Annotated in this window: 20 protein-coding genes; 3 read left to right on the forward strand and 17 right to left on the reverse strand. The window is 39.8% G+C overall.

What is annotated here, in order from left to right; all coding sequences use genetic code 11:
* Positions 1-17: 17 nt before the first annotated feature.
* Both lgt and hprK read right to left on the reverse strand, forming a co-directional pair.
* Positions 18-830: a prolipoprotein diacylglyceryl transferase gene (gene lgt, locus GY23_RS14055; RefSeq protein ID WP_075619849.1), complete on the reverse strand. Its 813-nt coding sequence runs from the start codon at positions 828-830 to the stop codon at positions 18-20.
* Positions 831-859: 29 nt separating this feature from the next.
* A complete protein-coding gene (gene hprK / locus GY23_RS14060) occupies positions 860-1,795 on the reverse strand; it encodes an HPr(Ser) kinase/phosphatase (RefSeq protein WP_075619850.1) in 936 nt (311 codons plus the stop codon).
* A gap of 269 nt (positions 1,796-2,064) precedes the next feature.
* Here hprK and GY23_RS14065 point away from each other — a divergent pair, with 269 nt between their 5' ends.
* The gene (locus GY23_RS14065) at positions 2,065-2,607 is read left to right on the forward strand and encodes an N-acetylmuramoyl-L-alanine amidase (protein ID WP_075619851.1); all 543 of its coding nucleotides are present in this window, start codon (positions 2,065-2,067) and stop codon (positions 2,605-2,607) included.
* A 107-nt stretch (positions 2,608-2,714) separates the two neighbouring features.
* Here GY23_RS14065 and GY23_RS14070 read toward each other — a convergent pair whose 3' ends face one another.
* From GY23_RS14070 to GY23_RS14085, 4 genes are all read right to left on the reverse strand, one after another.
* A complete protein-coding gene (locus tag GY23_RS14070; protein ID WP_075619852.1) occupies positions 2,715-3,890 on the reverse strand; it encodes a DUF4097 family beta strand repeat-containing protein in 1,176 nt (391 codons plus the stop codon).
* A gap of 78 nt (positions 3,891-3,968) precedes the next feature.
* On the reverse strand, positions 3,969-6,869 hold the full coding sequence (gene uvrA, locus GY23_RS14075) for an excinuclease ABC subunit UvrA (protein ID WP_075619853.1): 2,901 nt from the start codon (positions 6,867-6,869) through the stop codon (positions 3,969-3,971).
* A 6-nt stretch (positions 6,870-6,875) separates the two neighbouring features.
* The gene (gene uvrB, locus GY23_RS14080; protein ID WP_075619854.1) at positions 6,876-8,858 is read right to left on the reverse strand and encodes an excinuclease ABC subunit UvrB; all 1,983 of its coding nucleotides are present in this window, start codon (positions 8,856-8,858) and stop codon (positions 6,876-6,878) included.
* A 349-nt stretch (positions 8,859-9,207) separates the two neighbouring features.
* On the reverse strand, positions 9,208-9,447 hold the full coding sequence (locus tag GY23_RS14085) for an IDEAL domain-containing protein (protein ID WP_075619949.1): 240 nt from the start codon (positions 9,445-9,447) through the stop codon (positions 9,208-9,210).
* A gap of 186 nt (positions 9,448-9,633) precedes the next feature.
* Between GY23_RS14085 and GY23_RS14090 the strand changes: the two genes are divergently transcribed.
* Positions 9,634-10,182 carry a competence protein ComK gene (locus tag GY23_RS14090; RefSeq protein WP_075619855.1) on the forward strand — a complete coding sequence of 183 codons (549 nt, stop codon included), beginning with the start codon at positions 9,634-9,636 and terminating at the stop codon, positions 10,180-10,182.
* Positions 10,183-10,265: 83 nt separating this feature from the next.
* On the opposite strand, the gene GY23_RS14095 is transcribed toward GY23_RS14090, so the two are convergent.
* On the reverse strand, positions 10,266-10,631 hold the full coding sequence (locus GY23_RS14095; RefSeq protein ID WP_075619856.1) for a YhjD family protein: 366 nt from the start codon (positions 10,629-10,631) through the stop codon (positions 10,266-10,268).
* Positions 10,632-10,835: 204 nt separating this feature from the next.
* Between GY23_RS14095 and GY23_RS14100 the strand changes: the two genes are divergently transcribed.
* On the forward strand, positions 10,836-11,609 hold the full coding sequence (locus tag GY23_RS14100) for an enoyl-CoA hydratase-related protein (protein WP_075619857.1): 774 nt from the start codon (positions 10,836-10,838) through the stop codon (positions 11,607-11,609).
* A 68-nt stretch (positions 11,610-11,677) separates the two neighbouring features.
* Here the strand turns inward: GY23_RS14100 and GY23_RS14105 are convergent, their stop codons facing one another.
* From GY23_RS14105 to GY23_RS14155, 10 genes are all read right to left on the reverse strand, one after another.
* The gene (locus tag GY23_RS14105) at positions 11,678-12,250 is read right to left on the reverse strand and encodes a YdhK family protein (RefSeq protein ID WP_075619858.1); all 573 of its coding nucleotides are present in this window, start codon (positions 12,248-12,250) and stop codon (positions 11,678-11,680) included.
* Positions 12,251-12,284: 34 nt separating this feature from the next.
* Entirely contained in the window at positions 12,285-14,690 is a 2,406-nt protein-coding gene (locus GY23_RS14110) for a heavy metal translocating P-type ATPase (protein WP_075619859.1), read from the reverse strand.
* A 90-nt stretch (positions 14,691-14,780) separates the two neighbouring features.
* Positions 14,781-14,990 (reverse strand): copper chaperone CopZ, encoded by a 210-nt coding sequence (copZ, locus tag GY23_RS14115; RefSeq protein WP_075619860.1) that lies wholly within the window; start codon positions 14,988-14,990, stop codon positions 14,781-14,783.
* A 15-nt stretch (positions 14,991-15,005) separates the two neighbouring features.
* Positions 15,006-15,335 (reverse strand): metal-sensing transcriptional repressor, encoded by a 330-nt coding sequence (locus tag GY23_RS14120; RefSeq protein WP_075619861.1) that lies wholly within the window; start codon positions 15,333-15,335, stop codon positions 15,006-15,008.
* A gap of 186 nt (positions 15,336-15,521) precedes the next feature.
* The gene (locus GY23_RS14125; RefSeq protein WP_075619862.1) at positions 15,522-16,658 is read right to left on the reverse strand and encodes a bifunctional cystathionine gamma-lyase/homocysteine desulfhydrase; all 1,137 of its coding nucleotides are present in this window, start codon (positions 16,656-16,658) and stop codon (positions 15,522-15,524) included.
* A 5-nt stretch (positions 16,659-16,663) separates the two neighbouring features.
* Positions 16,664-17,593, reverse strand: coding sequence for a PLP-dependent cysteine synthase family protein (locus tag GY23_RS14130; RefSeq protein WP_075619863.1), 930 nt, complete (start codon positions 17,591-17,593; stop codon positions 16,664-16,666).
* A complete protein-coding gene (locus GY23_RS14135; protein WP_075619864.1) occupies positions 17,593-18,063 on the reverse strand; it encodes an S-ribosylhomocysteine lyase in 471 nt (156 codons plus the stop codon). Before GY23_RS14135 ends, GY23_RS14130 begins: the two co-directional genes overlap by 1 nt.
* Positions 18,064-18,075: 12 nt before the next feature.
* Positions 18,076-18,711, reverse strand: a complete 636-nt coding sequence (locus GY23_RS14140; protein WP_075619865.1) for a class I SAM-dependent DNA methyltransferase — start codon at positions 18,709-18,711, stop codon at positions 18,076-18,078.
* Between the two features lie 834 nt (positions 18,712-19,545).
* Positions 19,546-20,094: an SF0329 family protein gene (locus tag GY23_RS14150; protein WP_075619867.1), complete on the reverse strand. Its 549-nt coding sequence runs from the start codon at positions 20,092-20,094 to the stop codon at positions 19,546-19,548.
* A complete protein-coding gene (locus GY23_RS14155) occupies positions 20,091-20,627 on the reverse strand; it encodes a GNAT family N-acetyltransferase (RefSeq protein ID WP_075619868.1) in 537 nt (178 codons plus the stop codon). Before GY23_RS14155 ends, GY23_RS14150 begins: the two co-directional genes overlap by 4 nt.
* Between the last annotated feature and the right edge of the window lie 2 nt (positions 20,628-20,629).

A 20,629-nucleotide genomic window follows, 5' to 3' on the forward strand; every position in this document is an offset into this window, starting at 1 on the left:
ATCCACCACTTCCTTCCTTATGCGTCTAAATAACGCACAGGATCTTTAGTTTTCACGCGGCGATAAACAATCACACTGACTGCCACTACGATACCGATAACCGATACGACTTGAGCTGTACGAACTTCACCAAATAAATACAAACTGTCCGTGCGCATGCTTTCTATAAAGAATCTTCCAAATGAATACCAAATGATGTAAAACATCAACATTTCTCCACGAATCAAATTCACACGACGCAACAAGATTAAGATAATTACACCTGTAAAATTCCACACCGATTCATATAAAAACGTAGGATGATAATAAGTCCCATCGATTCTCATTTGATTAATAATCCAGTCTGGTAAAAACATATTTTCTAAAAAAGCCCGAGATACCGGACCTCCATGTGCTTCTTGGTTCATAAAGTTACCCCAGCGTCCGATCGTTTGCCCAATCAATAGACTAGGTGCTACTACATCTGCCACTTTTAAAAATGATACTTTTCGTTTTCTTGTAAATACATAAGCTGTAATAAATGAAGCGATTAATGCCCCATGTATGGCCAGTCCGCCTTCCCATACTTGAAGGATTCTACCAGGACTTCCAGCGTAACGATCCCATTCAGAGAAAACATAATATAGACGTGCTCCTAGTATGGCGAGTGGTACAGCCCAAATTAATAAATCAGTTAAAAATTCCGGATGAAATCCTCGTTTTACCATTTCACGTTGTGCGACAATAAACGCCAGTACGATCCCAAATGCGATAATGACCCCGTACCATCGAACATCAATTGGTCCAATAGAAATCGCGATTGGATCTATAGCTCCTAGCAAAAAACTCATATCGTATACCCCTTCCATACTTCCCACTTTTAATATGTAGCGTCTCCATTTTGACTAATGACATCATTTAAACGATTTGAAAATTCCTCCGCGGCATTCACACCCATTCGTTTTAACCTATAGTTCATGGACGCCACCTCTAAAATAACGGAAAGATTTCGACCAGGTCGAACTGGAATTGTTAACTTGGTTAACTCTGTATCAATGATTTTCATTTTTTCTTCTTCCAGGCCAAGACGATCATACGTTTTGCCAGCATCCCAAATTTCCAATTCGATTACTAGTGAAATTCGCTTGAAACTTCTGATTGCACTTGCCCCAAACAAGGTCATGATATCAATTATGCCAAGACCTCGGATTTCGAGTAAGTGCTCGATGAGTTTCGGTGCGTTTCCAATCAGCGTATTTTCGGCTTCTTGTCTAATTTCCACGCAATCGTCCGCCACTAATCGATGACCTCTTTTCACAAGATCCAGCGCGGTCTCACTCTTACCAACCCCACTTTTCCCTGTGATTAATACCCCAACCCCATAAATGTCCACGAGCACGCCATGCACAGCCGTAGTTGGTGCCAGTTTACTCTCAAGAAAGTTGGTCAGTAAACTAGAAAAACGAGTGGTTGCCATATTTGTGCTCATTACAGGAACATGTTCCTCATTAGACGCAATTCTCAATTCTTCCGGTACTTTCACGCCATGCGAAACAATGACTACAGGTGTATCCGCTGTACATAATTTTTTCATGCGTTCTTTTCGTTCATGTGGAAGTAACATATCGAAGAAAGATAGTTCCGTTTTACCCAGTAATTGCACTCGGTTTGCTGGGTAGTGTGTAAAATAGCCAGCCATTTCTAAACCTGGACGTGAAATATCACTGACCGCTATATGACGTCCAATTCCTTCTTGACCACTGATCAATTTTAAATTGAACATTTCCATTACATCTTTTGCTGTTACTGACACCATAGAACCACTCGCTTCCTTCGAAAATCGAATTATTTGCTATGCCTTTCATTTTAGCACGCAAAAAGAAATGCGCAAAGTGCCAATCTAGCTCGACTCCGGCGCTGGAAGGATGAAAGGCGAATACAAAACCTCGCCTTTCTGACCCCATGAAGGGGCCCGCGAGCTGGCACTTGGAGCTGGACACTAAGGAAGAAAAGAAAGATTTTCTCACGAGGTTGTCGCTTTTCCTTTTCTTTTTTTCTATGTGATGCTTAGGAGGGATGATTAGGATGAAAATTATGATTGATGCAGGTCATGGACCCAATACCGCTGGTAAAAGATCACCGGATGGTACATTGCGAGAATTTATGTTCAATGAAGGCGTTGCTATTCGGCTCAAGAAGCTTTTATTAGCTGATGGATTCACGACTATTTTTTCACATGACAACACACGTGATGTATCACTTTCTGAGAGGGTTTTGCTCGCAAACAGAGAAAAAGTTGATGCTTTTGTTTCGATACATGCCAATGCGTATGGAACTACTTGGAATGATGCACATGGCATTGAAACCTATACAAGTTTGCAAGCTAGTGATACTTCCATAAAAATAGCAATTTGTATTCAGCAAGCATTGATCCTTCGAACAGGTGGGAAAAGCAGAGGAGTTAAAAAGGCAGACTTTGCAGTGCTTTTGGAAACGAAAATGCCTGCCGTTTTAGTCGAATGTGGATTCATGACAAATAAAAAGGAAGCAAATTTATTGAAAAGTACTAACTATCAACTGCAATGTGCCCAAGCAATTTACTTTGGTTTGTTGAGTTCGCTTAAGTAAATCCATTCATTAAATAAACATAGCTTAACATATGAAAAATCCCCAAATCGGTTAGTACATCGATTCGGGGATTTTTCACTTATGTTGGTTCAATCATATTGCATTGATTAATCAGCCGTTGTGTATCTCACTAATACGGATCCCGTTTTTGCTTCGCCTCTTACATACAAAGGAGCTGCCACGGAGTCAGCGATATCTTTTGTAAATCGAATGCTTTTTTGCAAGAAGTGATCTTGCTCGTTCATACGCGTTACATCAGGTAGTGCCACATCCATTTTACCAAAGTTCGATGTTACTTCTCCTTGAAGCGGAACATTTGAGGGAACGTATATTTCTACAGCTCCAGCAACCGCACGACCTTCAATTTTACGAGCTTGTTGATTTTTCGTCGTTAACACAACATGACCATTAACCGAATGTGCATTGATTTCTTTCAAATGACCGTCGATGTAAATACGTCCATTCATTGTTTCTGCATCAATTTTATTTCCTTTTACATCGTTTACATGTATGGCACCATTCGCAGCTTGGATATCACCATCTTCAAATTGCACATCTTTCAGTTCAATTTTACCGTTCGAGGTTTTAACTTTTAGACGATCTACCTCTAAATGATTTCCAGTAAATGCTCCATTAAATAATCGAATGGACATAGAATTGTAAACTTGTTTTGGTACATATAGAACAACATTTACGGAAGTTGTCTTTAAATCACTAATTATCCTTAATCTTTGTTGGTCTATGACAAATACAAATTTATCAAAGAACTCTTTCTTAGCTTCTTCTTCTGATGTCGAACGATATACTTTCACATGACACTCAACTCTTACTTGATTGTCTTGTGAAGGATAAATTTCAATTTTCCCATTTGTAAGATCTGCAGAAATATCACTAAAATCTACCCCATCTTTTGTAAAGGTATGATGGAATTGAATCGGTTCACCGAATGGCATATCCAAATCAAATGATTTCATTTTGCCTACTGCTGATTGCATAAATTGCATGAAACGCTCACCAAACTGTGAAAAGTCATTTTTTATATCTTCCATAAAATCGTCTGCTTGAGAAGGATCAATTTTCTTGTTTGTAGTTTCTGTATAAGTATGTGTAGGCTTAGTTTCCGGTTCAAACGGTGTTAATGTAGGCTGACTCTGTGTAGAACTAGATGTTGCACTTTGTTTAACTTCTCCATTGCCTAATGCCTCAAGCAATATCAATGCCTCTTGTGCAGAAATCGTCCCTTTTTCAACGGAATCTAAAATGCGTTTACGTTCATCTTGCATATCGTTGGCCTCCTTCAAAGCCGCTTTGCGCGGAACTTTGTTCTTCCCTTATACATACGGTTCACAATCAAAAAGGTTTCATTTTGCAGAAACTGTCTCTTTTTTCTTCTTTCTTTTAGCAGACGCTTTTGTTAGTTGAACCTCCATACGTTCTCGGTCTCGTTCAAGCACTTTCGCTAAATAATGACCTGTATATGATTTTTTTACTTTGGCTATTTCTTCAGGGGTACCTACTGCTAATATCGTTCCACCCTTGTCGCCACCTTCAGGACCTAAATCGATCAGATAATCAGACGTTTTAATAACATCTAAATTATGTTCAATTACCAATACTGTATCCCCGTTTTCAACTAAACGTTGTAAAACGACCAGCAGTCTTGCAATATCATGTGCATGTAAACCTGTTGTCGGCTCATCTAGGATATAGAATGACTTACCGTTTGAACGTTTGTGGAGCTCTGAAGCCAGTTTCACACGCTGTGCTTCACCACCCGATAACGTCGTGGCCGGTTGTCCTAACTCCATATATCCTAACCCAACATCTAAAATTGTTTGAATTTTACGATTGATCTTAGGAATGTTCTCAAAAAATTTCACTGCATCTTCAACTGTCATTTTCAAGATATCCGCAATGTTCATGCCTTTATACTTCACTTCAAGTGTTTCACGGTTATAGCGTTTCCCATGACAAATTTCACATGGAACATATACATCTGGTAAGAAATGCATTTCAATTTTTATGATACCATCACCACGACACGCTTCACAGCGACCACCTTTGACGTTGAAACTGAAACGGCCTTTTTTGTATCCACGTACTTTCGCTTCATTTGTAGATGCAAACACATCGCGGATATCATCGAAAACCCCTGTGTAGGTAGCCGGATTTGACCTTGGTGTTCGCCCAATTGGTGATTGATCAATATCAATCACTTTCTCTAACTGTTCGATACCCGTAATTTCTTGGTGTTGACCTGGCTTTGCTTTTGCCCGATTCAACTTTTGTGCAAGTGATTTATGCAAGATTTCATTAATTAATGTACTTTTACCTGAACCTGAAACACCTGTAACGGAGGTGAAGATCCCCAATGGAATGTCAACAGATACATTTTTGAGGTTATTTTCGGTTGCCCCTTTTATGGAAATCACACGACCATCGGGTTTTCGGCGTTCATTTGGAAGTGGAATAAATTTCTTCCCGCTTAAATACTGACCTGTTATTGATTTCGAACTATTCATTACCTGTGTTGGTGTTCCTGCGGCGACGATTTCACCACCGTGAACTCCTGCTCCAGGACCCACATCTATTAGATAATCAGCAGCCATCATGGTGTCTTCATCATGTTCGACAACAATTAACGTATTTCCGATATCTCGCATATTTTTAAGCGTTGAAATAAGTCGATCGTTATCTCGTTGATGTAAGCCAATCGATGGCTCATCCAAAATATATAAAACTCCCGTTAATTGTGAACCGATTTGTGTCGCTAAACGAATGCGTTGTGCTTCCCCGCCTGACAATGTACCTGCTGCTCGACTTAACGTTAAGTAATCCAAACCAACATTGATTAGGAAACCTAATCGTTCATCAATTTCACTCAATATGAGTCGGGAAATTTGCATGTCTTTTTCGGATAGCTCAAGTGATTTGAAAAAATCATCGGCCTCTTGAATGGAGAACGATGTTACTTGACCAACATGCAAAGATGCAATTTTGACTGCTAATGTTTCCGGCTTCAAGCGGTATCCTTTACATGTCGGACAATTTTTTTGTGTCATATACTTTTCCATTTGTTCACGAATATAATCGGAAGATGTTTCTTTGAAGCGTCGTTCAATATTTGACAAGACTCCTTCAAAATAAATGTCATTGTCTCGTACTTGCCCAAAATCATTTTCATATCGGAATCGAATTTTATCTGAACCAGACCCAAGAAGAATTTTATCCATTTGATCTTTAGGTAGTTTTGCAACTGGTTTTTTCATATCAATTTTATAATGCTTACAAACTGCTGCTAATAATTGCGGGTAGTATTGAGAACTTGTTGGCTCCCACGGGACAATCGCTCCTTCATTTAAAGATCTTGACCAATCCGGGATGACAAGATCAGGGTCAACTTCAAGCTTTGACCCCAATCCATCACATTCAGGACACGCACCAAATGGGCTGTTAAAGGAGAACATACGTGGTTCAAGCTCTCCAATCGAGAATCCACAAATTGGGCAGGCATGATGTTCACTAAATAATAAAACTTCATGGTCCATTACATCAATTAACACACGCCCATCAGCTAGACGCAGTGCTGCTTCTAATGAATCTGCAAGTCTTGCTGCAATATCTTCTTTTATAACAATACGGTCAATCACAATTTCAATATCATGCTTTTTATTTTTATCCAAATTAATATCATCGTCTAAATCCATTAAATCCCCGTCAACTCGAACACGGACATACCCTTGTTTTTTTACATCTTCAAGCATTTTGACATGGGTTCCTTTTCGCCCAGAGACAATTGGAGCCAATATTTGCATCCGTGTGCGTTCTGGGAATTCCATTAATCGATCGACCATTTGTTCAATGGTTTGGGAACTAATTTCGGTACCATGTGTTGGACATATCGGTTTACCAACTCGTGCAAATAACAGTCGTAAATAATCATAAATCTCGGTTACAGTCCCTACTGTGGAACGGGGGTTACGACTTGTCGTCTTTTGATCGATGGAAATCGCAGGTGATAATCCTTCTATGGAATCCACATCAGGCTTGTCCATTTGTCCTAAAAACTGTCTAGCATATGCAGATAACGATTCTACATAGCGTCGTTGTCCTTCTGCATAAATTGTATCGAATGCAAGTGAAGACTTACCCGAGCCCGACAAACCTGTCATAACGACAAGTTTATCGCGTGGAATTGTCAAAGATACGTTTTTTAAATTATGTGCTCGTGCACCTTGTATGCGAATTTCTTGTTTTTTCAAATGGGTTCACCCTTCCGCTTTCAGTTCCAAAATGGTATCGCGTAGTTCAGCTGCACGTTCGAAGTCTAATGCCTTCGCTGCGTCTTTCATTTCTTTTTCTAGTGTTAACAACAAAGTCGCTTTTTCATCTTTCGTTAATTTCTTCCCTTTTGTTACTTTTTCCATATAAGTAGTTGTTTCTTCTGCATTATGAGACGCACGAATAACTTCGCGAATATTTTTCTGAATCGTTTTTGGTATAATCCCATGTTTTTCGTTATACGCGATTTGAATGTTACGACGTCGTTCAGTTTCTGCAATTGCTTTCGTCATCGAATCCGTCATACGGTCTGCATACATGATGACATGCCCATTCGCATTTCGGGCTGCTCTTCCCATGGTTTGAATGAGTGAACGTTCAGAACGTAAAAATCCTTCTTTGTCGGCGTCTAGTATGGTTACGAGCGATACTTCAGGAATATCAAGACCTTCTCTAAGTAAGTTAATGCCAATTAATACATCATAAACTCCCATTCGAAGCTCTCGAATAATTTCAATCCGTTCCAATGTTTTAATTTCTGAGTGTAAGTAGTTTACTTTTATTCCGATTTCTTTTAAGTAATCGGTTAAATCCTCAGACATTTTTTTCGTTAGAGTGGTAACTAGCACACGTTCATTACGCTCGGTCCGTTGACGGATTTCATCGATTAAATCATCTATTTGTCCTTCTATTGGACGGACATCAATTGTAGGGTCTATGAGACCTGTCGGCCGAATGATTTGCTCAACCATCTCAGGTGTATGTTCCAATTCGTAAGCTCCTGGAGTCGCCGAGACGAAGATGGCTTGATCCATATGCCCCTCAAATTCTTGGAATGTTAACGGTCGGTTATCCATCGCAGAAGGCAAACGGAATCCATGATCCACTAACACTTTCTTACGTGCTTGGTCCCCATTGAACATTCCGCGTACTTGCGGCAAGGTAACATGGCTTTCATCGATTACCATTAAAAAATCATCTGGAAAGTAATCCAGTAATGTATAGGGAGTGGCTCCTGGTTCACGAAGTGTTAAATGTCGGGAGTAGTTTTCAATACCTGAACAAAAGCCCATCTCGCGCATCATTTCTAAATCATATCGTGTTCGTTGTTCGAGACGTTGTGCTTCTAATAATTTATTTTCCGACCGCATGATTTTCAATTGTTCCTCTAATTCAATCTCTATGTTTTCAATCGCTTTCAGCAATTTTTCTTCACGTGTAACGAAGTGGGAATTCGGGAAAATGGCTACATGTTCACGTTCTCCAATAATTTCACCTGTTAATGCATCTACTTCACGAATTCGATCAATTTCATCTCCGAAAAATTCAACACGGATACAACGTTCATCACGTGAAGCCGGGAAAATTTCAACAACGTCTCCACGTACTCGGAACTTTCCTCGAACGAAGTTCATATCATTTCGTTCATATTGAATGTCGACCAATCGCCGCAGTAATTGGTTGCGTTCAATTTCCATTCCCATCCGAAGTGATAGGACCATTTCCCGGTATTCTTCAGGGTTCCCTAAACCATAGATACATGAAACAGATGCGACAATTAATACATCTTCACGTTCGAATAAAGCCGACGTTGCCGAGTGACGCAACTTATCAATTTCTTCATTGATACTGGAATCCTTTTCAATATACGTATCGGTTTGTGGCACGTACGCTTCCGGTTGATAATAGTCGTAGAAACTAACAAAATACTCTACTGCATTATCTGGAAAAAATTCTTTAAACTCACTATATAGTTGTCCCGCAAGTGTTTTATTATGGGCCATAACCAATGTCGGTCGCTTGATTTCCGTCACGACATTCGAGACTGTAAACGTTTTTCCTGTCCCTGTTGCCCCAAGTAATGTTTGGTATTTACGACCGTCTTTGATCCCTTGTACCAACTCTCGAATCGCTTGCGGTTGGTCTCCGTCCGGTTTGTAAGGAGCTTGTAAATTAAATGACTGTGCGATAACAATTCCTCCTATGTCAATAGCTTGTTGCTCATTTTTTTTGGTTTATGTTCAATACTCATACTTTATCATATTCCCCTATTCTAACCAAACAAAAAGCGAACGTATGTTTTTTTGCAAGAAAAGCGGAAAGCGCCACTCTAGCTCGACGCCGGTGCTGGAAGAACCGAATGCGGAAACTTGTTTCCGCATGAGGGTCTGAAGCTGAGGTGCGAGCTGGCGCTTGGAGCTAGACATTACAAAAAGAGCATAGCGATTGTTTTCTCGACAACGGCTTCTTGTATCTGAACATAAATAAAATCCGCCCTTTGAGAAGAGCGGATTCGTCACGAGCTTATAGATTCAAAGTTTATACGCTTTCTTGCTGCAACTGACTTAGTTCGTTTGTGTACTCCACAAACGACACTTTATCTTTTCGATCGAGCGAGACATCAATTAAAACTAGCAAGCGTTCTTTCCGTTGCTCACGATGCACATGGTTTAAGAATAAGTCCATATAAATCTCGTTTAGCAACTTCTCCGCTTCACTAACGGTTTGATTTCGCCCCATCGCTTTTAGAAAGTCAGCATATGAATAATACTTATCCATTGCAATCACCTCGAATGCCTTTTTTCTATTATAAGTAAAGAAGCAGTGAAGTTGCAAATGTTTTTTAAAAATTCTATCTAATTTATTTTTTTCTGATTTTTTAAAATACTTTACTGGTAGTAATTGATTAATTTCCAAAATTTCTCTATAATAAAATTTATAATCTATCAAAGGGGATGTTAATATATGGATAATAAAATCACTACAGCATCTAAATACTTTGTTTCATTTAATACCATTGCATTAGTGCCCATTTGGATTGAGAACAAACTGTATACTAGAGTAATAGAAAATCATACCGAATTTATCGTTAAAATGAAACCAAATACTATTATTAAAAAATCACTTATTTTTTATGGGAATTCTTTTAAACATGCGACACTTTTTTCTCGCGAGTCCATTGGGCGATTACATAAACTCCCTCTGATGATCTCACATGATTTCGGGATTCCTTTAATCATGATTCCCACCCTTTCTCCAGAATCCGATGGCAACATATGGGTTTCCTTTTCTGCCATTGACCGTTATTCCATTAATGCCCGTAATGAATGTGTAGTACACTTCACTAACTCACAAGAACTTCCTGTGAACGTTTCTCATTCTACGATGTGCAGACAATTTGCACATTCCTATTTCCTTACGAATCACTTTCAAAAAACACGGGAGAAAATTAACCATCCCTATTCCCTATCAAAAATTACTTATAGGCCAAACCAACAAAAATCAGATCGATAATACATAGTCCGTATCCTTTAAACTAAGCCCTTTGCTCATCGAAAGGGCTTTTTATTTTGACTCTATTTCTTTCCAACCTTCCTTCAAGTGATTTGTTTCGCCATTGCTAAATAAACCCCAAGTAACTCCTCCACGCGGTTTCTAAGACGTACGTTTAAGTAACGACGATGTTCTTCATAACCTCCGTGAAAAAAAACGTATTCAGTAAAGGTGTCATCATGATTTCCTCGAAGGACTTTCATATTGTGTTGGCGCAAATATAGTTTGGTGCCTTTCAGTTCTCTTTGAGCTTCTTTGACCGCTTGTTCAATAATCGCAACGTAAGGTCTCTTCAATTTGAAGGGACCTTTTTCGACGATTTCCCGATCACGCTCTAAAATGGTTAACACCATCGGTAAATAAATCATTTTTTCAAAATAAGGTAAACTTTCGGCTGGAATGAGCGGCATTTTCACAACTCCTCAAAGAACATTTGTTCGTATATATTATTGTATGCTGATTTCCCTAAAATACAAGTGGGAATTTTAAGGAAATTTTTTTGCCCCCCAAACGGTTTGAAACAATTAAATCGAAGAATGGAAAGAACGTCCAAAAAATGCTATGTTTTGTAGGGGAACACGTTTGAACTAAGAACCATACAAGGGGGATTCATCATGGAAACCATTCACTACGAACAAAAAGGAAATTTAGCAATTGTCACATTAAACCGTCCGGACTCAATGAACGCGTTCAATTACGACATGTTAAGCGAACTTGGACATGTTGCCGAAGCAATTCGTATTAACCCTGACATCCGTGTTGTCATCTTTGCGGGATCAGGAAAAGCATTCAGCGTAGGAGCAGATTTAAAAGAACGTAAAACATTAACTGAACAAAAAGTACGTCGCAACGTTTATAAAATTGGTGAAGTGTTTTCAACCATTGAAAACTTACCACAACCTACAATTGCCATGATGAACGGCTACGCATTTGGGGGTGGGATGGAACTTGCACTTGCCTGTGATTTCCGTATTGCCGCTGACGACGTTGTACTCGGATTAACTGAAACAAGCTTAGCTATCATTCCCGGTGCAGGTGGAACACAACGATTGCCACGCTTAATTGGTGAAGCAAAAGCCTTGGAATTAATTTTAACGGCACGTCGCTTGAAAGCGGATGAGGCTTTGGCATATGGAGTTCTGACAAAAGTGGTAAATCAAGATAGTTTGCTAGAAGAAACAGGGAAATTTGCTGATCTAATGCTCGCAAATGGACCGATTGCTTTGCAACAGGCGAAATTTGCCATTAAACAAGGCATGAACGCTGATTTACATACGGGTTTGAACATTGAACGTAAAGCGTATGAAATGACTATTCCAACAGAAGATCGCGTCGAAGCTTTAACTGCTTTTGGCGAGAAGAGAAAACCTGTATTTAAAGGGAAATAAGAAAACAGCTACTTCAGAGCCAACACTCTGGAGTAGCTGTTTTTTTGTCTTCTAGTTAGAGGTAATTATTATTTAGCTGACAGTTCACTTTCTGTTACCCATTTATGATTTGTCACTTCTTCTCCACCAGTAGTCGGAGTGTAATCAATCATATATACAGTAGTTTGTTCGCTGGAATCAATTTCAGCAGTTACACCATTCATCCCTTCCATATGGTCTGCCTCTATGGTAACTTCCGTGCCAGGTTCTAACGTTTCTTCACCCGCGTCTATTAATTCTTCCTGAATGACCCACTTATGATTTGTCACTCTATCTCCACCTGTTGTCGGAGTAAACGAAATGGCGTAGGCTGTAGTATTGAAGGCACCTACAATTGTAGCTTCAGCACCCTTCATGCCTTCCATATGATCTGTTTCGATAATCGCTTGGCTCCCAACTTCATAAGTAGGTTTTCCTGCCACTTTCAAACCTTCAGGAACTTCACCTGAGCCTGAATGGTTCATATCCATGCTTTCTTCAGAACTAGAATTCATATCCATATCTTCATGGGAATTCGTTTCCTTATTGTCATTACCACACGCGGTTAATATAAAAGCTGAGACTAACGTAACAAATCCCACTACTAGTTTTTTTCTCATCATGCTCCTCCTCAAAATTCGAATTATACTAGGTTCGCTATTTCAATAATTTCACTCGTTGCAAACGTAGAGCATTTAATACAACCGATACGGAACTGAATGCCATGGCAGCTCCTGCAAGCCAAGGAGCCAAAAATCCTGCAGCCGCAATCGGTATTCCTATCGCATTATAGGCTAATGCCCAAAATAAGTTTTGTTTAATGTTACGTACTGTTAAACGACTCATTTGAATGGCATCAACAGCACGCATCAAATCGCCTTGCATCAGTGTAATGTCTGCAGCTTCCATAGCAACTGCCGTACCTGTACTCATCGCCATCCCTACATCGGCAGTAGCTAATGCGGGTGCATCATTGAGTCCGTCGCCAGCCATTGCAACACGTCGACCATCGGCTTTCAATTTGGCAACGATATTTGCTTTTTCAGCAGGAAGCACACCGGCAAATACTTCATCAATCCCCACTTGCTGTGCAATGGCACGTGCAGTTCGCTCTTGGTCTCCTGTTAACATCACCACATTTAGTCCTAGTTTCTTCATTTCCACAATAGCTTTTGCTGAAGAGTCTTTTACGGTGTCCGCAACGGCGATTAACCCTGCGTATTTACCTTCTAATGCGATAAACATAACCGTTTTCCCTTGAGATTCCAATTCACTGGCTTCAGTATCGTTAAAAGTTACCTTTGAATCATTCAGTAATTTCCGAGTCCCAATCAATAGATTTTCCCCATCAACTACGGCGCGTATTCCATGACCAGGAATGGCTTCAAATGATTCAGCTGTCATTTTAACTCCCTCGCCATACGCAGTGACCGCAGTCGCAACAGGATGCTCTGATTGACTCTCTGCCGCCGCTGCAAGCGAAATGATACGTTCACGTTCAAATCCATCCACTACCATAAACTCAGTTACTTCCGGTCGGCCATTCGTGATTGTCCCTGTTTTATCCAACACAATTGTGTCGATGTGTTTGGTGTTTTCCATGGACTCTGCAGTTTTAAACAACACTCCCAGTTCAGCAGCTCGACCAGATCCAGCCATAATCGAAGTAGGCGTCGCTAATCCAAGTGCACATGGACAAGCAATGACAAGTACGGCAATTGTGCTTTCTAGTGCGTTTGCAAAATCCCCAGGAGAGAAAATGAAATACCAGGCAATAAAAGTAAGTGCAGCGATTCCAACCACGATAGGTACGAATATAGCGGATATTTGGTCTGCCAATCTTTGTATGGGTGCTTTTGATCCCTGTGCTTCTTCCACGACACGGATGATATTCGAAAGTACGGTGTCTTTCCCTATATTCCGAGCTTTTACACGTAATGTACCATTCGCATTAACAGTAGCTGCATAAACCACATCACCGATTGATTTATCTACCGGTAAGCTTTCTCCCGTTAACATCGATTCGTCTACCGCAGAATTTCCTGACAAAACTTCGGCATCTACCGGAATAGATGAGCCTGGTTTTATCATCAAGAGGTCTCCAATTCGGACATTATCTACTGGAATTTCTTGTGTCATTCCATCTCGCTCAACAAATGCCATTTTGGGTTGAAGTTTCATTAGCTTTTTAATGGCATCGGAAGAACGCCCCTTTGCTCTTGCTTCAAAAACCTTACCAAGAATAATTAAGGTGATTAACACCGCACTCGTTTCAAAGTATAGGCCAACACTATGTGAAGCTATATGCTCTAAATTGGTTAAAACCAAATAGACACTGTAAAAATAGGCTGCGGATGTACCTAATGCAACTAGAACGTCCATATTGGCACTTTTATTACGAAGTGCAAAGTAAGCCCCTTTATAGAATGACCAACCAATCCAAAACTGCACTGGAGTAGCAAGAGCCCATTGCACAAAGGGATTCATTAAAAATTCAGGAACGTACATCCAGGAAATAAAGGAAAAGTGAGCCACCATGGTCCATAAAAGTGGCAGAGATAATAGTCCCGAGATTAGAAATAAACGGGTCTTCTTTTTAATTTCCACTTTACGGTGATCCACTTTTTCAGCCTGTTGCTCATTTTTATATTCAGCATGGTACCCCAGTGATTGGATTTTTCCGATTAAATCATCCGAAGACAAAACAGTCGGATCAAACGAAATACTACTTGATTCCAATGCTAAATTGACTGTGGCATCTTGTACACCCTCCATTCGATTAAGCCCTTTTTCAATTCGTGTGGAACATGCAGCACACGTCATCCCAGTTATGTTTAAATCCACTTTGTCTTGCATAACGTCATATCCAAGTGTTCTGATTTTGTCTTGTAAAGAAGAGACGTTTATTTCCAATTGATTAAAAGAAACACTAGCTTTTTCAGTAGCGAAATTAACCGTTGCCGTAGAGACGCCATCCATTCGTTGCAACCCTTTTTCGATTCGATTAGCACAAGCGGCACACGTCATCCCAGTTATCGCTATATCCGTCTTTTTTTCAGCCATGAAAAGCCACTCCTTTGATACCTTGTAGGGGTATATAACATTTAAAAAAATTACTGCGATATTCGCAGCAATTCCTATTAACTATTAAGATTAAGCCTTTACAGTGTATCCTTGATCTTCAATGGTATCTGTAATTTTTTGAATATCAACGTCATTATTAAATTCAACAGCTACAGTTCCATCATTTAACTCCACAAGAACTCTCTCTACACCGTTAAGTGCTCCTACACTATTTTCAACTGATTTTACACAATGCCCACATGTCATTCCTTCTACTTGTAGAGTAATCTGATTTGTCATTATGAATTCCACTCCTTATTTTCTCATTAATTTTTGTATGGTAACTAATAATTCATCTAACACTTCTTCATCGCCTTCAGCTAATCGATCTACAACGCAACCCTTTAAATGTCCTTGTAAAAGCACTTTGGCTACACTGTTTAAAGCTGACTGAGTGGCAGAAAGCTGAGTAATAATATCATCGCAATAAATATCTTTATCCACCATACCCTTAATTCCGCGAATTTGACCTTCGATACGGTTTAATCGATTAACTAAGTCTTTTTTAACGGATTCAGGATGATGACTCTTTCTACAAGACGTTTCCGAGACCGGTAGATTTAATTCTTCCGCAATATGATCCATCTTTCAGCCTCCACATTCATATTGCATTCATTGTAATGTACCTAGTGGGGGTATGTAAAGAATAAGGATTCGTTTTACTGAAGTTTTCCACTTCAACTATTCTGTTCACTTACATCAGTATTATTACATATAGAAATTAAAAAAGGTCATTCCCCTCAAGTGAGCGGAATGACCTTAACGAAATTATTATTTAGCTAACCCTTGTTCTAAGTCTTCTAGTAAGTCTTCTACATCTTCAATACCAACGGAAATTCGCACCAATCCATCTAAAATACCGAGTTCTTGGCGGCGATCTGCCGGAATTGACGCGTGCGTCATTCTCGCAGGAACCGAAATCAAGCTTTCTACTGCACCTAAACTTTCAGCAAGTGTAAAGTATTTCAATTTTTTTAATAATTGATCCGCTTTTTCAGTGCTACCCACGTCAAATGAAATCATTCCACCAAATCCAGTGGTTTGTTTTTTCATGATTTCGTGGCCAACATGTGTTTCTAAACCAGGATAATACACTTTGCCAACTTGATCATGTGCAACCAAGAAATCAGCAATGCGTTTCGCACTCGCATTCGTTTCTTCCATACGAATACCTAGTGTTTTCAATCCGCGAATTAATAACCAAGAATCTTGTGGCCCCAAAATCGCACCGACTGAATTTTGCACGAAATGTAAGTCTTTCGCTAACTCTTCAGTAGCGACTACCACTAATCCAGCAACGACATCACTATGTCCACCGATGTATTTTGTTGCACTATGCAACACGATATCAGCACCCAGTGACAGTGGTTGTTGCAAGTAAGGTGTCATAAACGTATTATCGACGATCGTTAACAAGCCTTTTGATTTCGCTAATTTTGCGATTTCTGCTATATCCGTTACTTTCAATAAAGGATTCGTTGGAGACTCGATAAATACGGCTTTCGTGTTTTTTTGAATGGCCGCTTCAAATTCAGCAGCATTTGAAGAATCTACAAACGTTGATTCGATACCAAATCGATTCAACACTTTTGTCATGACACGGTAAGTACCACCGTACACATCATCCGTCATGACAATGTGGTCGCCAGCATTGAATAACATCATAACTGAACTAATTGCTGCCATGCCCGAACCAAACGCAAAACCAGCATGACCACCTTCTAAATCACTAATTAATACTTCAAGTGCATGACGAGTCGGGTTACCTGTGCGTGAATATTCATAACCACGGAAATCTCCTACTGCATCTTGTTTATACGTACTAGTTTGGTAAATAGGGGTGGACACAGCTCCAGTTGTCTCATCCCCGACGATTCCTGCGTGAATTAATTTCGTTTTTGGTCTCATATCGATTAATCCTCCTTCAATAATTCATAAACATTTTGACTTAAATAGCGTTCACTTGAATCTGCAAAAATGGTCACGATATGACTGCCTGGCTTCGCAACTTTTGCTTCCTCCAACGCAGCATAAAATGCCGCGCCAGAAGAACTTCCAACCAGTAGGCCTTCTTCTTTAGCCAACTGGCGCAATTGATGAAAGGCGTTTTTGTCAGTAACCGTATGAATCGCATTAAAATATGCTCGATCCATATAACCAGGTAAAAATTCCATGCCTATACCTTCTGTATAGTGGGAACCAGGTGCTCCACCATTCAATATCGAGCCTTCTGGTTCTACAATGACGGTTTTAATATCTGCTTTTTGACTGATTAAATACTTTGCCGTTCCCATAAATGTACCACCTGAACCTGCTCCAGCCACGAAGACGTCAATTTGACCATCTAAGTCGCGCCATAATTCCGGTCCTAATGTGTGAACATATGTTTCTGGGTTAGCAGGATTTGAAAACTGAGCAGGCGAGAAAGCCCCAGGGGTTTCGTTTACAAGTTCCACTGCTTTTTCAATGGCCCCTTTGATACCTAGCTCAGTCGGTGTGTTAATGATTTCCGCACCAAGAGCACGCATCAAAGTTTGTTTTTCCACACTGAATTTTTCTGGGACCACAAATTTAACCGTGTAGCCTTTACCAATTGCGGCTAAAGCCACACCAATGCCCGTGTTTCCAGCTGTTGGTTCAATGATTGTTCCACCTGGCTGTAGCTTTCCGGATTCTTCTGCATCTTTTATTAAAGATATTCCTAAACGATCCTTCACACTGCCCCCTGGATTCATAAACTCAAGTTTCGCAAAGATACGGCAGTCGTTTGGGATATTTATATTGTTGATTTCAACGACTGGTGTGTTACCAATCAATTCATGAACGCTTCCGTAAACTTTCATTATGCTTCCTCTACAAATACCGTACGCCATTCATCTTTCTTAGAAAGCATCTCGCGGGCAATTTCTTTTGCGCCTTCTAAACTATGGCTTGCAGCCCAGCCACATTGAACTTCATTACATGCTGGAACTTCCGTTGCTTGAAGAACATCATCAAGCGTTTTTTCTAAAACCGTTAAAATTTCATCATAGTTATCGTGGTTAATGACAGCTAAATAAAATCCAGTTTGACATCCCATAGGACTCATATCTACTACATGGTCCGTATGATTGCGAATATTTTCTGCCATCAAATGTTCAAGGGAATGCAGACCCGGCATTTCCATATGTTCTTTATTTGGTTGTTTAAAACGTATATCATACTTTAATATTTCGTCACCTTTTATTCCTTGTTTACGCCCAGCAAGTCGTACAAATGGTGCTACCACTTTTGTATGATCTAAGTTAAAGCTTTCAACATTCATTTGTTTCATGTTTAACACTCCTTATTTTCTAGTCGCATCCATTAACCAAACATAATCATTCATTCGGACAAATTCAACTTCAAACCCTGCATCTTCAAATAAACCGCTTAGAACGGGAATCGTCGTGTAATATTCACGTTCCAAATCATCAGCTACGTTATGATATCCGCGTGAACGTTCTTTATCGATTTGTGCTTGTTTCGCTTCTTCAGTTGTAAAAACCGTGTCTGCAAACACCACTTTTCCACCTTTTGATAAGAGACTGGCATATTTCATCAGTGCATTTCCTTTTTCAACATCTGTTAAATGATGAAATACATACGTACTAACAAACGTGTCAATACTTTCAGGTGCGTCAAACGCTAATAAATCGCCATCTAGCAATATTAGGTTTGGAAATCGTTCTGCCGTTACTTTACGCATCGCTTTATTGGGTTCAAACCCTATTACATGATATGCCGCATCTATTAATTTCGACGTTAAGTTGCCAGTTCCTGTTCCAAATTCAACAACCGTACCAAAAGATTTTTCAGTAACGGTAGATAAGATTTCTTCATATCTATCAAAGACATCACGATATTCTGGATCTTTTCCAGAAACAGATGCATCGTATGACTCTGCCCACTCGTCAAAAATTTCTACGAATTCGCGTCCCATAATAAATTCCCCTTTTAATTATATACTATTCCAACTTGTTTACTTGGTAATAGGTTAACAGAGTTATTTATATCACATTTTCCGTAAAAGTTCTAGTGATTAACATAAGGAAAGCGCAAAAAGCCACTCTAGCCTAAAGCTCAGGTACAGGCTGACGCTTGGAGCTAGACATAATAACAACGGAAATTATAGGCTTTCTTATCTTTCAAGAAAAAACAGGTAAAGTGCGTCCGGCCCTTTAGTTATAGAGGTAATCACTGAATCATAAAAGGTTGTTGGTCGCTTTGGCCTTACTGCTACACTCATGGTCTACTGATTTAAAAAAGGGTGGGCAATGACTTCGTCATTTCGCCCACCCTCTTTTCTTACAGACTATCCTGCGGCGGGTGTACGTCCGTCGCTCCCTTGTTTCCTCAATATGAACAGTGATTTTAATTTTGGTAACGAAAGAATAGATGCCTTCCTATAACAATCAATCGGTCGAAGATGAAATTTTGACCTCCCACTACTTTCTTTATTCAAATGCTTTACATTAATATGACACTGTAGTATTTCCTTCATAAACTGCACTGAATTAGGCATTTGCTATATTCCTAAGCAGAACCAGCGTAGGCGCCTTTCTAGTGGTAGCCGGAGCGAGAAGACTGGCAGTGATCTTCTGCCTGGCTTCTCGCGGGAGGCATCCACAAAGCGCCGCAGCGTTATTCAAGGGAATACTTAATCCAGTCTTGTAATGATGAACTTTTTAAGTGTCCTATTTAGAGTAGGAAGAGCTTTGAGCACTGGTTCCTGGTAGTCTCAAATTTCACCTTATATTATAAAACCTCATCCACATTACGTGAAAGAGGCATCTTCTGAGAGAAAGCGAATCTCATAAAACATCAGCTCTAAATCTGTAAGCTTTTCAATTTGTAATTCCCGGAACCTTCTTTTGCCAAGACGTTTATCCCAAATCGTCATCGAGCGAATAAAAATGTGTTCGTGGACTCTCGCTTCTTCAAAAGGTAGATTTAAGTAGTCGAACAATGCATTTTTCATTTCCCAAGAAGGATAGACACCATGCATTCTCACAATTTCTTCTGCATCATCACTTGATCTGTGAAGGCTTTTCACTTCTTCGGATTCAAGTAATTCACATAGCGGCATGTGCCATGGGATAGGTTTGATTTCTCTTTCTTTAATAAGATTCTCATATACTTGATTGGATTTCACTTCAAATCCCAGATCAGAAAACCTGAATAATTCAACTCCATCCAAGGTAACCCACAAAATACTTTTTTGATCATGCGTTTTCCGATGAACAGTTAAATAAAATTGTAAGCGTCCATTCAATGATTCGCAAAGTTTCGATTCACTTAGCTGCTTCAGTTTGGACCACTTCATCGGGATTCCCACTCTTCACGCAAAATCCCCATGCGTATGGAGTCGTAATACTGTCCATTATAATATCGAACTTTCCGAATGCGCGCTTCCATGGTCATACCAAGTTTCTCGCCGACTCGGACCATTCGTTCATTACCAGACCAAGTTGTATAACCAACCCGTACCAGTGGCATCGTTTTAAATAAACGATTGATCCACTGAGTCAATGCCTCAGTTCCGTAACCCCCGCTCCAATACTGCGGTTTGTATATGACAATCCCCATCTCTAACCATAAAGAAGTTTCATGTTCCCAATAATACGTAACCATTCCAATAAGCTCATCGTTCACTTCAATTGCCAGTACATCTTTTGCCTGTAAATAACGTTCTTTATTCTTCAAAAATTCTTCAAACGTCTTGGGTGCATGCGGAAAGTAAGGTGCGTCCCACTTTTTCCATTCGGGACTTTCCTCTTTCATGCTCATTTCCCAGAGTGTATATAAATCATCTTCAAAATAAGGTCGTAAGCGGACCTGTGTCTTTATATCGTTCAATA

Source organism: Paenisporosarcina indica (genome assembly GCF_001939075.1).
GTDB classification, from domain to species: Bacteria; Bacillota; Bacilli; order Bacillales_A; family Planococcaceae; genus Paenisporosarcina; species Paenisporosarcina indica.